Here is a 13695-nt window from a genome sequence, read left to right on the forward strand (position 1 = left end):
GCAGCGCTTGTATAATTTCTGCATGGTTTTCGCTATAAAATTATATAGCTTAGCTTTTACTAAACGCAACCACCTATATGAAAAAAGTAGTTATCGGTTTTTTTGTCTTCTTAGCAGTCCTGTTGGCATTCGCAGCCTTGGTGCCCTTGCTCTTCAAAGATAAAATTAAACAGGCCCTGGACAAAGAGATCGCCAAGAATATCAACGCCACTGTTGTGTACGCGACAGATGACGTAAGCCTTTCGCTCTTCCGGGATTTCCCGAACATGTCACTGGGCGTGGAGAACCTGCTGGTTGTTGGCCAGGATTCTTTTGCGACCGACACGCTGGCCAAGGTTCCTTCCTTCCGGATGGGTCTTGACCTGATGAGCGTCATTACAGGCAACCGGGTTAAGGTTAACAGCATCAAACTCGATGATCCGACCATTCGCCTGCTCGTGCTTAAGAGCGGCAAGGCAAACTGGGACATCTTTATAGCAGATACCACCACAACGGCCAAAGCCGACACAGCGGCCAGCGACTTCCGCATGGCGATCAAGCAGTGGGATATCAGCAACGGCACGCTTTATTACGATGACCTGAGCATTCCTTTCGGGTTGGCGGCCTACAACGTGCAGCATACCGGTAGCGGCGACTTTGAGAAGAGCGTGTTCGACATGAAATCGCAGACCAAGGCCGACCGCTTTGTGATGACGTACGACGGGGTGAACTACATCGAGAACGCGGTGCTGGATGCTGACGTGACCATGGCGATGGACCTCGACAAGTTCCTCTTTACCTTCAAAGACAACCACATCCGCATCAACGAACTGCCGGTTCAGTTTGCCGGTACCATTTTGATGCCGGAAGACGACATTGACCTCGACCTGACCTTTAAGGCCGTAGACACAGACTTCCGTAGTGTGCTGTCGGTGGTGCCAGGTATGTTCAAAGAAGATTTCAAGGACATCAAAACCGAGGGCAACCTAAGCTTCGATGGCTATGTGAAGGGGCGTTTCAATGATACCCTAATGCCAGGCTTTGGCACGGAGTTGAAAGTAAGCGAAGGTATGTTCAAGTACCCTGACCTGCCGCAGGCCGCCCGCAACATCAACGTGGACATGCGCATCGACAACCCGGATGGCGACCTGGAAAACACGGTGGTGGATGTGCGCAAGTTCCACATGGACATGGGCAAGAACCCGATCGATGCCCGCGTGCTGGTGAAAGGTATAGAAGTGATGCAGGTAGACGGCAACGTGAAGGCCAATATTGACCTGGACGAGGTGACGAAGGTGTTTCCTGTGGAAGGTATGACACTGCGTGGTCTGCTGAAAGTAGATGCCGATGCGAAAGGCACCTACAGCGAAAAGAGCATGCCGGTAATAGACGCCGACATGCGCCTGACCAATGGCTATGTGAAGTCAAAAGACTTCCCCGCCCCTATCCAAAACCTGAACGCCGCGGTGAACATCCTCAACAAAACAGGTAATACCGACGACACCCGCATCAATGTAGAGCGCTTCAACATGACCTTGGACGGAGAACCGCTGGAGGGCCGCATGCTGGTGCAAGGTATAGAGAGTCCTGCTTTCGATGGCCAGATAAAGGGTATACTCGATCTGGAGAAACTCACCAAAATATTCCCGCAGGAAGGCATGACCGTGACCGGCCGCATCAACGCTGACGTCGCTGCCAAGGGCAAAATGTCGGATATCGAAGCTGAGAAGTATGGCAACGTGACGGCAAACGGCACCATGGGCATCAAAAACCTGAACTTTGTGAGCACCGATCTGCCGCAAGGTTTAAAGATCAGCAGCGCTGATGCCGTCTTCAACAACGAGCGCATCCAGCTCAACAACATGAACGGCTTCCTGGGCCAAAGCGACTTCAAGGCCAGCGGCACGGTGTCGAACTACATCGGCTATGCCCTGGCCGAAAACCAGTCGCTGCGCGGTAACTTCAACCTGAGCTCCAACAACTTTAATGTGAACGAGTGGATGGTGGATGAAAACACCGGGCAGACCACGGATGCCACTGCCGAGGCCGAGGGCGTAGTGGCAGTGCCGGAGAACCTGGATATCACCCTGAATGTGGATGCGAAGCAGGTGCTTTATGACAACCTGAAGCTCAACAATGTGGACGGCCGTGTGCTCGTAAAAGACAAAGTGGCCCGGTTGGAGTCTGTGAAGTTCAGCACGCTGGGCGGTACCTTCGTAACCAGCGGAAGCTACAACACCCAAAGCTTGAAGCAGCCACTGTTTGACATGAAGCTGGATGTGCAGAATCTGAGCTTTAAGGAGGCCTTCAACGCCTTTAACACCATTAAAGTGATTGCCCCCATCGCAGGTCTGCTCGACGGAACCTTCTCCACCAAGTTCAACTTTGCCGGAGAGATTGGCCAGGACATGACCCCGGTATTCAAGACGCTGGATGGCTCAGGTATAATTGACGTGGTGAAAGCTGCTGTGAGCGATGTGAAGATTGTGGACCAAATCAGCAGGCTGACTCACTTTGAAGAGCTGCAGAACTTCGTGATCCAGAACAAGCGCATCGATGCCCAGATCATAGACGGCAGCCTGGTGATTCGGCCGTTTGACCTAAAAGTAGGCGACATACAAATGACGGTGGGCGGTTCCAACAACGTGAACGGCAACATCGACTATGTAACCGCACTCAATGTGCCAGCCGGTAAGGTAGGCCGTGAACTGAACACCCGACTGGGTAGCCTGATTGGCAACGAGGCCCTGAAGACTTCGGATCGCATTACTCTGAACCTGAATATTGGCGGTACGCTGTCTGATCCTCGCGTGGCCTTGGCAGGCGGCAGTGCTAAGGGCCAGGCCAAAGACCTGGTGGAAAGTGTGGTGAAGAGCAAAGTGGATAATGCGAAAATGCAGCTGGAGCAGAAGAAGCAGCAGGTGCAGGACAGCGTGCGCAACGAGCTTGACCGCCGCCGCCAGGAAGCGGAGGATAAGGCGCGGCAGGAACTGGAGAAAAAGCGATTGGAAGCCGAAAAGCAGATTAAAAAGCAGGCAACTGATAAAATAACGGACTTCCTGAAGCCCAAGTCAAAGCCTGCTACCCCCCCTGCGCAGCCCGATACCACGAAAGTGCAGCAGTAAAGTATAAATTTATAAAAGTGAGGCCCTAGGGCAATTGCACTCTTTTAAACGAGCAAAAGCCGGCAGCAGAAAATGGCTGCCGGCTTTTATTTTCTTAAAGCTATATAACATTGTTAGACTATTTATCGTTTTGCAGTCGCAGGGATCTATGAAACCAAACAAATCCATATTCCTGACTAAATAAAATATAGCGATATCTGATTCTTCATTCTATCTTCATTTAAGGTACTGATATTTGCTATGAAACTTAAATATGCAATTTTTATGAAAGCAAAATTTGTAATTCCTTTTCTTTTGAGCGGTCTGATGTGGTTCAGCTCCTGCGACAGTGACTCCGACAGCAACGGCACTGCCCGTATGGAAGTGCGCATGACAGACGCGCCAGGCGACTATGAGGAGGTAAACGTGGACATCCGCTCCGTGCAGATACACAAAGAGGATACTGACAGCGAAAGCGGCTGGCAAACGCTTGACGAGATTAACCCAGGTATATACAACCTCCTTGAGTTCGCCAACGGGCGCGATACACTGCTTGCGTCTGCCAACCTGCCAGCAGGCTCTATTTCCCAGATCAGGCTGGTACTGGGCGAGAACAACTCGCTTAAGCTTAAGAATGGCGATGTAGTTGGTCTGAAAACACCAAGCGGGCAAACATCAGGCGTAAAGTTGCAGCTGAATGCTGACCTGAGAGAAGATGTGACCTATGTGGTGTTGCTCGACTTTGATGCAGCCAAGTCGGTTGTAGCCAGAGGAAACGGCCAGTATAACCTGAAACCGGTTGTGCGTACGATCACTAAAGCAGTAGCAGGCGGTATAAAAGGCAGAGTAACGCCAGCTGAGGCTAAGCCAGGCATCTATGTGATTTCTACCGCAAACGACACCATCGGTGGGTTTGCCGATGAAAACGGTGATTTCCTGATCAAAGGAGTGAAGGCGGGTACCTACTCGGTGAAGTTCTATACCGCAGGTGCTGTAAACGACACGACCCTGACAAACATCAGCGTTTCACAGGATCAGATCAAAGATCTGGGCACGGTTAAGTTGCCAACAAAATAAGTTTTAGAAACAAGCTATACCTGGCTTGTCTCTGAAGCAAACAAAAAGGGAGCCCTTCCTCGTGAAGGGCTCCCTTTTTGTTTAAAGTCTGATTATCTTTTGTCTAAAAGGCCTTTGTGGCCCAGTTAGTATACCTGCCCCATCAGCTCACGCACATACGTTACATAGTCGGTGTTGGGCGGAGTGTGGCCGCACTTGCGCAGGTCAGTGGCAACCTGGGCACGGTGGTAAGTGGCGTGGTTGAAGGCGTGGGTCAGGATATCGAGTACGCGGGTGCTGTACTTGTGGCCCTGGCTGTTAGTGTAGTCGATCAGGCGGTTGAACTCATCTTCGTCGGAGTTAACCACCAGCTCGGCTATTTTGTAAGAAGCATACTGGTGCAGTTTGTGCAGTTCCTCGAGGTTATGCTCCTGCCATACCTTCACTGGGCTCTCGGTGCCGGTGATGCGGGCTATCCAGATGGCCTGCGCATTGAGCGCGTGGCTAAACAGGCGGGCTGCGTTAGGCGGCAGCTCTGGCAGTGAGTCGAATACATGTAGCATCGTCTGGTTAGCCCAGATGTTATAATCAGAAAGGTTCTTTAATACGTCGTTTCCAGTCATCTCAATTATATTCTCTTTTATCTTCCCAAATTAAGGTCTCGTTCGTTCTGGCGTCCAAGAAATCCGCGCAGCGACCGTCGCCCTTGCCCGTTATGCTGCCTTCCGGCTCACAGAGCAGGTTGCCGTCAGTGTCGTATACCTTGGAGGGGATGTCGCAGCAGCGGCCGGTCAGGTAGTATACCCCCTGCCCGTTGTAGGTATAGCGGTATACCTTGGCGGGCGGGTTGGCTACGTCTTCCTGCTCCAACTCCCGGATGAGCTCGCTTAGCCAGCCGGTTGGAACATCCTTTTCCTGTTCCACTTCGGAGGTTGCAGGACTGCCTGCTGTCTGGCAACCGACAGCCGTTGTCGTAAGCAGGAGTGCAAGTGCCCATGCAGGCAGTTTTGGTACAGCCATAGCGGTTAGTTTTCAGCTGAAGCGCAAAGGTAGGATATTTATGGCTAAACACCGATTTTAGCGCAGCATTATACCTGTACCTGCCTTTGCGGCAATTACAATTCAGTGTTTACGTAGGCGACCCAATAAGGTATGAAGATGAAGAGGCCGACAGCCACAGCGGTAATAGCAGCCATTAACACGGCACCGGCCGCCAGGTCTTTGGTTTTGCCTGCCAGGATGTTGTGCTCCGGCGAGACCAGGTTGGTAAGTGTTTCGATGGACGTGTTGAAAATCTCAGCCACCCATACCATGCCAATGCAAAGAATAAGCAGGCACCACTCTACCTGGGTAACTTCAAAGCGATAGGCCATGACCAGCACAATGATGCTGGCCAGCACATGCAGGTGCATATTGGGCTCAGATCGAAATACGGCTGACAGGCCATTGAAAGCAAAGCGGAAACTGTTTAAGCGGCTTTTGATGAAAGAAGGGCGACTCATGCTGGCATCTATCAGGGTGATGAATATTCGGTTTTCGCTGTGGTTTACTGTACAAGCAGGTATAAAGTTAAGGTATAGCCCTGTATGGTTAATCTACAAAACGGATGGCAGTCTGGCTGATGCAATAGCGGAGTTGCGTGGGGGTGCGAGCATCTTCGAAAAGGTGCCCCAGGTGCTGACCACATTGGCCGCATACCAGCTGCATGCGCTCCCGCCCGTAGGTGCTGAGCGCCTTGTGGATAACGTGGTCACCAATCTGCTCCCAGAAGCTGGGGAAGCCAGATCCGACTTCAAATTTCCTGCTGGCCTCGAACAGCGCATAGCCGCAACAGGTACAGACATAAGAGCCGGTTTCATGTGCCCGCTTCCTGGTCGATACCTGTTGCCTGTGCTTAAACATGTGCCTGCGGCTATACCTGTGGTTTTACTTTTCCAGCTCTTCGACCGGTACAAATTTCATGGAAAGGGAGTTCACGCAGTGGCGCACGTTCTTTGGGGTGAGGTACTCGCCTTCGAACACGTGGCCCAGGTGGCCGCCGCAGTTGGCGCACACGATCTCGGTGCGGTGTCCGTCCGGATCAGGTATACGCTTCACGGCACCCGTTATCTCATCATCAAAGCTTGGCCAGCCGCAGTTCGATTCAAATTTGTATTCGGAGGTATAGAGCGGCGCATTGCAGCGGCGACACAGGTATGCCCCTTCTCCTTTAAAGCTGTTATACTCACCAGTGCCCGGGTATTCGGTTCCCTTGCGCACAATGATGCGCTCTTCGTCTGGTGTCAGTTTGTTATATTCAGATGGGTCTTTCGCGATTTTCATAAGCTCAATAGTAATAAATTTGTGTATACAAAGGTATGCAAATAACGAACCACAAGGGCACAATATGACAGGATGACCGAGGGAGAAGGTATAGGCTATGCCCCCTGCCCCATGAACTGCGACAGGCCACCGTCCATAAAGTAGCTTGAGCCTGTAACGTAATCTGCGTCGGAGGAAGCTAGAAAAAGGGCTACTTTGGCAATCTCTTCAGGCTTGCCCGCCCGCTTCATCGGTATGTTTTGTTCACTCTCTTCCCGTTTTTCTTTGTCATCTATTGCCTCCTGGTTCATGGGTGTCAGGATCATGCCGGGGCAAACATTGTTTACGTTGATACCGTCCTCTGCCAGCTCGAGCGCCAGGGTGCGGGTGAGGTTGCGTACCCCAGCTTTGGAGGCGCAATAGTCCGCCGTGCCCGCCGACACAATTTCCTCGTGCACCGAAGACACATTGACGATCTTGCCCTTGCCACCGTGCTGCTTTCGGTGTCTGATGAAAGCGCGGGAGCAAAAGAAAGTACCGTATAGATTTGTCTTGATCGTTCTGTCGAAAACTTCGGTGTCCATGTCGGCTACGTTGATGCCAGAGCCATTTACCGCTGCGTTATTCACAAGTATATCAATAGCGCCGAACTCTTTCAGGGCCTGCTCGAAAAGCTTTTCCACCGCCTGCTCGTCACTGATGTCCACCTGCAGCACCATCCCTTTCCGGCCATGTTTCTTCACTTCGCTCAGCGTTTCTTCAGCGCCTTCCTTGTCGGTATGGTAGGTCACCACGACGTTAGCCCCTTCTTTGGCGAATTCTATAGCGGTGGCCTGCCCTATACCTGAGTCGGATCCGGTGATCAGGGCAACTTTGTTTTTTAATTTGTCCATAGCTTAGGTTTTAAAGGTGTGGGTATAAAGCATACGTAATCATACTTGTGGTAATGACAGATGGTTGTGATGCTACGCGGAACGAGTCAACTGTGCTGGAGCAGGTTCGTGACCTAGAAGCAGTCAGATGGGGGTAAGCTACTGCGGCAGCCGGTAGATGAGCGGGTGCCGTTGTCTAACAAAGTGCGCCACCGTTTCGGCTGAGATGGCAGCAGGGTAAGACATGACCAGCAATGTAAGAGGCTGTTGCCCCGGGTGGTAAGGAGGCTGTTGGTAAACATGATTGTTCAGGGCAAAGCCGCTCTGTTAATAGAACCGGATACGGCGCTGCTGAATCTCTTCATGCGGTGGCTCCACCTCTAAAAGGACATGCCTTGTACTGCGGCTTGCAAAGGCTTCGAGTATAAGTCTGCCATAGCCCCTGCCGCGCAAATTCGGAGCCGTTGCGAAGTGCTCTATGAAGCGTATTTCCTTAAAGCTCCACCACAGCAGTATACCTACTAATGCATCCTTCTGCAGTATGAGCTCGAAATGGTAGCTGGCATGGGGCATGATCTCGAGCTGCCAGTGCAAGGGGCGACGCTCTTCCACCGGGAAAGACTGTTCGTATAGCTCCCAAGCTTGTTCAAAGAGATGGTGTGATGTGTTTGTCAGTCGGAGGTGATCCATAGTAGGTTGGATGTAAAGGGCAGCATTTTACACTGCTGCAAAGCTAAGAACTACTTCTGGTGCCGCTTCTGATTGCTCAGCAGTTTCTGGATTGTCTGGACGATGCGCTCTATTTTGGTCTCGTCGGTTTTGGCAGAATACACCCAGTCCACAATCGCTTTCTGTTCGCCATCCGTACACTTCAGGAATTTGTCGTAGGAGGTGGGCTCGTCCTGCAGGAAGAGCAGCAGCTCTTCGGGTACTTCTTGTGGCGTGTTGTCAGCGTATAGGGTTACCTGCACCCAGTCACCAGCCTGCTTCTTTATCTTCTTCCTGATCTCCGCCTTCACCGGCAGCATAAGCTGTCCATTGCCCATCGGCATCAAATGGCAGCCTTTTATTTCATAGCCATCAATGGTCCCCTTCACCCTGACCCAATTGAAGTACGTATGCTTGTCAGGCAATATCTCAGGTATAGCCGCATAAGTCCAGCCTCCTTTTCCTGGGAATTTCTCTAGCAGGTATAGTTTATTGGTGAGAGGGTAAGGCATCTCATTGAGGATTGAGGTATTTATGACTAGAGAGACTCATGTAGAAATCTCTTATACTTAAATACCACTCACTGAAAAAATCTATTTTTTCTGGAATCCTTTTTTCTATGAAGGTCTGAAAAAGAGAAACTGAAAGAATAAATGCATAGTGCGTTATATGTTGAGCATCTTTAGGATATCTAATTTGAATAATTTCTGCACCTCCACTTCCATTGTTAGCTAGTTTTCCTTGCAGAATATCTGTTCCATGTGATGCATGAGACCAACTACGATAGAAGCCTTCATACATAGCTTGCATATTCAAGTGAGCGGCTAGTTGTTCAATATCTTTTGGGCCACCAAACAAGCTGTACCAATTTGGGTTCTTTCTTGTTCGATGCTCTTTTAAATACTCGTTATTGATTTCTACATATTGAGGAAGTGTCAAAAGGGATTGTGCATTAACAATAGCTTCTTCTGACTTATCGTAAATAAATTCAGATTCGTTTTTTAGATATCGATCTTTCCTGAACTTAGCTACAGTTTCCTTATGTGCAACGGATCTACCATCAAATTTAAGATAGTTCTTCAAATTCTTATGAGTGTGCCAGACTATAAATGAAGAAGCTCTCCTCTCTTGATCATCAGTGATTAAGTATTTAATGTAAAATAGAGTTTCTAAGCATATTCTTAGTAGGGGCTTACATGGATCTGTAGATGCGCTTTTAATGAGTAGTGAAATCGAATCTACAAGTTCTATGTAATTTCTAAGTAAAAGAGTCGCAATAATTGAGCGATCATTTTTTGATTCTGATTCTAAATCTAGTTTAATAATATCAGCTCCAAATTTTGTTACCTTATAAAGTTCATCCGAAAACTTCTCCAAAATCTCTTCGAGTTTCGGATCAAGTTTACGACCTAAAAATCCTTCATTGTAGTTTGTCATAAACTTTTTAAGGTAGTGGTAATAAGGTGTTTGTTACAATGTAGAAATATATGGTAAACAAAAAAAGCAGCCCCTCTCAGAGCTGCTTTCCCGTTTACGTATTTTCAATTCTACTCTTCTAATTTCAGCGGGTAATCAGTGCAGCGGGCTTCTACTACTCTGAAGCTGCCATACTCTTTCTTCAAAGAAGCGTTGGGGTCGGCCTTTACAGGTATAAGCTGCGTTTCGCCGCGTTGTGTTTTAATTTCAAGAGACTCACCTAATGCGTTGGCTCCTGAAGCTGCGATCTTAAACACGCTGCCCGGCTTCATACCCCTGGCATCAAAAAGCACGCTGCTGCTGCTCCCCTCCTGTACCGACTTAACAGAGACATTGGCAGGCTGCTCGCCGGTATACTCCAGCCACAAGGTATGCACATCCTGGTAGCGGGCATCATCGTAGCGTCCTTGTCCTTCGACGCATAGCTGCAGGCGGGCCACAGCGCCAGAACCTATGCTGCTACGCTCGTCCCCGAAAGTCACAATAGCCTTTGCTACGCCAGGTACATTGTTAAAAGACACGATGACGGTGGAGTTCTTCTCTCCGGTCGGGATTTCCTTGCTTTCCAGCAGCTGCCCGTTGCGGCTATACAGCTCCACTTTAGAGCCTTTGTCCTCGGCGGCAATATCCGTGAAAACCATGGTCTTCATCGTCACAGTGCTTACCGGCGAAAAGTCCAGCACAAGGCGGCCGCCCTTGCGGTTAGCTTTCTGGCCGGAACCATCACCTACAGTGAGCAAACTGGTCATATCCATCATGTTAGCATCCATCCAGTTTACGAGGTCAGTGGCAGGGTCATGGGCATCCAGCAGAAGTGCCTGGGTTTCCTGCAGATACTTGCCGTTTGGCCCTCTTTTCTGAGCCTTCACAATCATCACAGCCCCGTCTTCTTCTATTACATCTGCTGTGCGGGGCAATGCGCCTTCGCCAAATGACTGCACCAGGTTGCAGGTTGTCGGATCGTAGCCGATCAGTCTGTCGTCCTGCGACACCGCCATAGGCTCAACAGCATCCTGATCGGTGCTGCGCTCACAGGAAAAAAGGAAAAGGGAAGCAAAAGCAAGGGCAAGGGTTTTTGTATTAAATGTTTTCATAGGGAAAATAATAGGGTGAAAAGAAAAAAATAAGGCCTATCCGTTGATTAAAAAATTAGAATATTAAAATTGTATTATATATTGGTGGTAATCGTCGTGCATTAAGTTAATACACAGCCATTGGGATTCGCCTTAGCTGGTCGAATGTAGGTTGAAATGTGTTAAGAGGGGGTTTGTGGTTTATTTTAAGCTTCTGGGTAGGAATACGCGACTTGTTATGGAAGTGTTTGAGAAATTGGATTGAAATTGAAAAATTTCTTTGAAAGTGCAGGGAGAACGACAGGGAATAGGCTTTTAATTGACCATGGTCGCAGGAAGAATCAAATTGTACTCTATAGCCAAATAAAAAAGCAGCCCCGGAAAAGGGGCTGCTTTTTTATTATCGGAGTCAAGAGCATGAAGCTTCCGTAAAGTAGTAGCTTCCTGTCGTTAACCGGAGGAATGGTTATTACATCCCCTGCCCGTTTATACGGTTATCCCTTCTTGTTTTCACAAAGGACAAGACGATGCTGAAAATCAAGATTACAGCAATTACAAGCAGGGATATAAAAGTAGGAATCTTGAAGATATCAATCAGCAGCATTTTTGTGCCTACAAATGCTAATATGACGGCAAGCCCGTAGGACAGATAAACGAAGCGGTCCACTACATGGGCAAGGGCAAAATACAGCGAACGCAGACCCAGGATGGCAAAAACGTTGGAGGTATAAACGATAAACTGGTCCTGCGTGATGGAAAGTATAGCCGGAATGCTGTCCACTGCAAAGATCAGGTCGGTGGTTTCGATCAGTATCAACACAAGGAACAGCGGCGTTGCAAACCGCTTACCATCGACTTTCACGAAGAACTTATCTCCATGCAGTTGGTTTGTAACCGGCATCATTCTTCTAAAGAACTTAATAACCGGGTTGTTTTCCGGATCGATCTGTGTACCCTTCTCCGTAAACATTTTGTAGCCGGTATAGATCAGGAAGGCGCCGAAAATGTAAATGGTCCAGTGAAACTTCTCGATGAGGGCAACGCCTGCGAAGATGAAGATCACGCGCATGACCAGCGCCCCAAGAATGCCCCAGAAAAGGATCTTGTGCTGGTAGATGGGAGGTATCTGGAAATAACCAAAAACAAGCACAAACACGAATATGTTGTCTACACTCAGCGATTTCTCGATCAGGTAACCAGTCAGAAACTCGACAGCTTTCGCCTCACCAAACCAGTAATAGATAAGCCCGTTAAAAATTAAGGCGAGACTGATCCAGACGCCCGACCAGGTCAGGGCTTCTTTTACAGAAACGACATGTGCCTTCCGGTTAAAAACCCCCAGGTCGAGGGCAAGCATAAGGAGTACAAATACGTTGAACCCAATCCAGAATGAAGCAGTTACTTCCATAAGTGTTTATATAGTTTAGTTAAGCTACAGCGCTTATAAGGTGTTTATTGTAAGCAGGACCTGTTTTGTTTACAAATTTAATCAGAACGGGTTCTAAGCACATGGTGTTTTTAACTACAGGCACCAAAATAAGATAGAAAACACGAAAATCAGCCTAAACAGCAACTACTTTTCCTTAGACTAATAGTAGCTGTAGAAGAATAGATGGATAAAGTATATGATGTTTCATTGTAAAACATAAAAAGCAGCCCCAAATGGAGCTGCTTTTCCTTTGTAAGTCAAATGTGTTTTTTACTTCTTCAAGCTGCCGATCATGTCCTCTGGCTTCACCCACTCGTCGTACTGCTCATTCGTGAGCAACTCAAGTGCGATGGCTGCCTGACGGAGGGTTGTACCTTCTTTGTGCGCCTTCTTAGCAATCTTAGCAGCGTTGTCGTATCCGATGTGCGGGTTCAGGGCTGTTACCAACATCAGAGAGTTCTCGAGGTTCTCTTTGATACGCTCTCTGTTGGGCTCTATACCTACGGCACAGTGCTTGTCAAACGAGTCGCAGGCGTCGGCGATCAACTGAGCGCTCATCAGCAGGTTATAGATCATCACCGGTTTGAACACGTTCAGCTCGAAGTGGCCGTTCATGCCGCCTATCGAGATGGCCACGTCGTTGCCGATCACCTGGGCGCATACCATGGTCATGGCCTCGGCCTGTGTTGGGTTCACCTTGCCAGGCATGATCGAAGAGCCCGGCTCGTTTTCAGGTATAAGGATCTCGGCTATACCTGAGCGCGGACCAGAGGCCAGCAGACGGATGTCGTTGGCGATCTTCATCAGCGACACAGCCAGCTGCTTCAGGGCGCCGGATGTCTCTACCATCGCATCGTGTGCGGCCAGGGCCTCGAATTTGTTAGGGGCCGTGCGGAACCCGTGGCCAGCGTATTTAGAGATTTTCTCGGCCACCAGCTCTGCGTAGCCAGCCGGCGTGTTCAGGCCCGTGCCTACGGCTGAGCCTCCCAGCGCCAGGTCCTTCAGGTGGTCCAGCGTGTTTTCCAGCGCCTTCATGCCGTACTCCAGCTGCTTCACGTAGCCAGAAAGCTCCTGGCCCAGTGTCAGTGGCGTGGCGTCCATCAGGTGCGTGCGGCCGATCTTCACCACGTCCATAAACTCCTCTGACTTCGCCTTCAGGGTGTCGTGCAGTTTCTTCACCATAGGCAGCGTATGCTCCACCACTTTCTTGTAAGCGGCAATGTGCATGGCTGTCGGGAAGGTATCGTTAGACGATTGCGATTTGTTTACGTCGTCGTTCGGGTGGATCTTCTTTTTCTCGTCCATCAGGTCGCCGCCCAGCACCACGTGCGCACGGTTGGCCACCACCTCGTTCACGTTCATGTTCGACTGTGTGCCCGAGCCTGTCTGCCATACCACCAGCGGGAACTGGTCGTCCAGCTTGCCTGCCAGGATCTCGTCGCATACCTGCGAGATGATGTCGGCTTTGTCCTGCGCCAGCACACCCAACTCGGCATTGGCCTGCGCCGCCGATTTTTTCAGGATGGCGAAGGCCTCAATTACCTCTTTCGGCATCTGCTGACCACCGATCGTGAAGTTTTCTTTTGAGCGCTGTGTCTGCGCGCCCCAGTATTTGTCGGCAGGCACCTCGATCGGGCCCATCGTGTCTTTCTCTACGCGAACTTGCATATCGTTTATACTTAGGTTTAAAGGATCAG

The 13695-nt window shown here is 49.6% G+C and carries 14 protein-coding genes; 2 read left to right on the forward strand and 12 right to left on the reverse strand.

Annotated features, from left to right (window positions below):
• Positions 1 to 77: 77 nt before the first annotated feature.
• Entirely contained in the window at positions 78 to 3104 is a 3027-nt protein-coding gene (locus tag Q4E40_RS11525; protein ID WP_303412296.1) for an AsmA family protein, read from the forward strand.
• A 264-nt stretch (positions 3105 to 3368) separates the two neighbouring features.
• Positions 3369 to 4160: a DUF4382 domain-containing protein gene (locus Q4E40_RS11530; RefSeq protein WP_303412297.1), complete on the forward strand. Its 792-nt coding sequence runs from the start codon at positions 3369 to 3371 to the stop codon at positions 4158 to 4160.
• Between the two features lie 125 nt (positions 4161 to 4285).
• Here Q4E40_RS11530 and Q4E40_RS11535 read toward each other — a convergent pair whose 3' ends face one another.
• From Q4E40_RS11535 to fumC, 12 genes are all read right to left on the reverse strand, one after another.
• The gene (locus Q4E40_RS11535; RefSeq protein WP_303412298.1) at positions 4286 to 4762 is read right to left on the reverse strand and encodes a DinB family protein; all 477 of its coding nucleotides are present in this window, start codon (positions 4760 to 4762) and stop codon (positions 4286 to 4288) included.
• A gap of 1 nt (position 4763) precedes the next feature.
• A complete protein-coding gene (locus Q4E40_RS11540; RefSeq protein WP_303412300.1) occupies positions 4764 to 5159 on the reverse strand; it encodes a DUF6970 domain-containing protein in 396 nt (131 codons plus the stop codon).
• 95 nt (positions 5160 to 5254) lie between these two features.
• A complete protein-coding gene (locus tag Q4E40_RS11545) occupies positions 5255 to 5641 on the reverse strand; it encodes a diacylglycerol kinase family protein (protein ID WP_303412302.1) in 387 nt (128 codons plus the stop codon).
• 88 nt (positions 5642 to 5729) lie between these two features.
• Complete coding sequence (locus Q4E40_RS11550; RefSeq protein WP_303412303.1) at positions 5730 to 6041, reverse strand: peptide-methionine (R)-S-oxide reductase; 312 nt, start codon at positions 6039 to 6041, stop codon at positions 5730 to 5732.
• 24 nt (positions 6042 to 6065) lie between these two features.
• Positions 6066 to 6461 (reverse strand): methionine-R-sulfoxide reductase, encoded by a 396-nt coding sequence (locus Q4E40_RS11555; RefSeq protein ID WP_303412304.1) that lies wholly within the window; start codon positions 6459 to 6461, stop codon positions 6066 to 6068.
• Between the two features lie 95 nt (positions 6462 to 6556).
• Positions 6557 to 7333, reverse strand: a complete 777-nt coding sequence (locus Q4E40_RS11560; RefSeq protein WP_303412305.1) for an SDR family NAD(P)-dependent oxidoreductase — start codon at positions 7331 to 7333, stop codon at positions 6557 to 6559.
• 306 nt (positions 7334 to 7639) lie between these two features.
• Positions 7640 to 8002, reverse strand: a complete 363-nt coding sequence (locus tag Q4E40_RS11565) for a GNAT family N-acetyltransferase (protein WP_303412307.1) — start codon at positions 8000 to 8002, stop codon at positions 7640 to 7642.
• A gap of 50 nt (positions 8003 to 8052) precedes the next feature.
• On the reverse strand, positions 8053 to 8532 hold the full coding sequence (locus Q4E40_RS11570; RefSeq protein WP_303412308.1) for a YdeI/OmpD-associated family protein: 480 nt from the start codon (positions 8530 to 8532) through the stop codon (positions 8053 to 8055).
• Between the two features lies 1 nt (position 8533).
• Positions 8534 to 9457, reverse strand: a complete 924-nt coding sequence (locus tag Q4E40_RS11575) for a DUF5677 domain-containing protein (protein ID WP_303412309.1) — start codon at positions 9455 to 9457, stop codon at positions 8534 to 8536.
• A 110-nt stretch (positions 9458 to 9567) separates the two neighbouring features.
• A complete protein-coding gene (locus Q4E40_RS11580; protein WP_303412311.1) occupies positions 9568 to 10590 on the reverse strand; it encodes a hypothetical protein in 1023 nt (340 codons plus the stop codon).
• Positions 10591 to 11038: 448 nt separating this feature from the next.
• On the reverse strand, positions 11039 to 11977 hold the full coding sequence (locus Q4E40_RS11585) for a TerC family protein (RefSeq protein WP_303412312.1): 939 nt from the start codon (positions 11975 to 11977) through the stop codon (positions 11039 to 11041).
• Between the two features lie 291 nt (positions 11978 to 12268).
• Entirely contained in the window at positions 12269 to 13666 is a 1398-nt protein-coding gene (gene fumC / locus Q4E40_RS11590; protein WP_303412314.1) for a class II fumarate hydratase, read from the reverse strand.
• Positions 13667 to 13695 lie beyond the last annotated feature (29 nt).

The sequence above is a fragment of the Pontibacter coccineus genome (genome assembly GCF_030546575.1).
Classification (GTDB): Bacteria; Bacteroidota; Bacteroidia; order Cytophagales; family Hymenobacteraceae; genus Pontibacter; species Pontibacter coccineus.

Excerpts from the sequence above, each read along its gene's own strand:
- Q4E40_RS11525 (WP_303412296.1), top strand. The coding sequence starts at position 78 with ATGAAAAAAGTAGTTATCGGTTTTTTTGTCTTCTTAGCAGTCCTGTTG.
- Q4E40_RS11530 (WP_303412297.1), top strand. The coding sequence starts at position 3,369 with ATGAAAGCAAAATTTGTAATTCCTTTTCTTTTGAGCGGTCTGATGTGG.
- Q4E40_RS11535 (WP_303412298.1), bottom strand. The coding sequence starts at position 4,762 with ATGACTGGAAACGACGTATTAAAGAACCTTTCTGATTATAACATCTGG.
- Q4E40_RS11540 (WP_303412300.1), bottom strand. The coding sequence starts at position 5,159 with ATGGCTGTACCAAAACTGCCTGCATGGGCACTTGCACTCCTGCTTACG.
- Q4E40_RS11545 (WP_303412302.1), bottom strand. The coding sequence starts at position 5,641 with ATGAGTCGCCCTTCTTTCATCAAAAGCCGCTTAAACAGTTTCCGCTTT.
- Q4E40_RS11550 (WP_303412303.1), bottom strand. The coding sequence starts at position 6,041 with ATGTTTAAGCACAGGCAACAGGTATCGACCAGGAAGCGGGCACATGAA.
- Q4E40_RS11555 (WP_303412304.1), bottom strand. The coding sequence starts at position 6,461 with ATGAAAATCGCGAAAGACCCATCTGAATATAACAAACTGACACCAGAC.
- Q4E40_RS11560 (WP_303412305.1), bottom strand. The coding sequence starts at position 7,333 with ATGGACAAATTAAAAAACAAAGTTGCCCTGATCACCGGATCCGACTCA.
- Q4E40_RS11565 (WP_303412307.1), bottom strand. The coding sequence starts at position 8,002 with ATGGATCACCTCCGACTGACAAACACATCACACCATCTCTTTGAACAA.
- Q4E40_RS11570 (WP_303412308.1), bottom strand. The coding sequence starts at position 8,532 with ATGCCTTACCCTCTCACCAATAAACTATACCTGCTAGAGAAATTCCCA.
- Q4E40_RS11575 (WP_303412309.1), bottom strand. The coding sequence starts at position 9,457 with ATGACAAACTACAATGAAGGATTTTTAGGTCGTAAACTTGATCCGAAA.
- Q4E40_RS11580 (WP_303412311.1), bottom strand. The coding sequence starts at position 10,590 with ATGAAAACATTTAATACAAAAACCCTTGCCCTTGCTTTTGCTTCCCTT.
- Q4E40_RS11585 (WP_303412312.1), bottom strand. The coding sequence starts at position 11,977 with ATGGAAGTAACTGCTTCATTCTGGATTGGGTTCAACGTATTTGTACTC.
- fumC (WP_303412314.1), bottom strand. The coding sequence starts at position 13,666 with ATGCAAGTTCGCGTAGAGAAAGACACGATGGGCCCGATCGAGGTGCCT.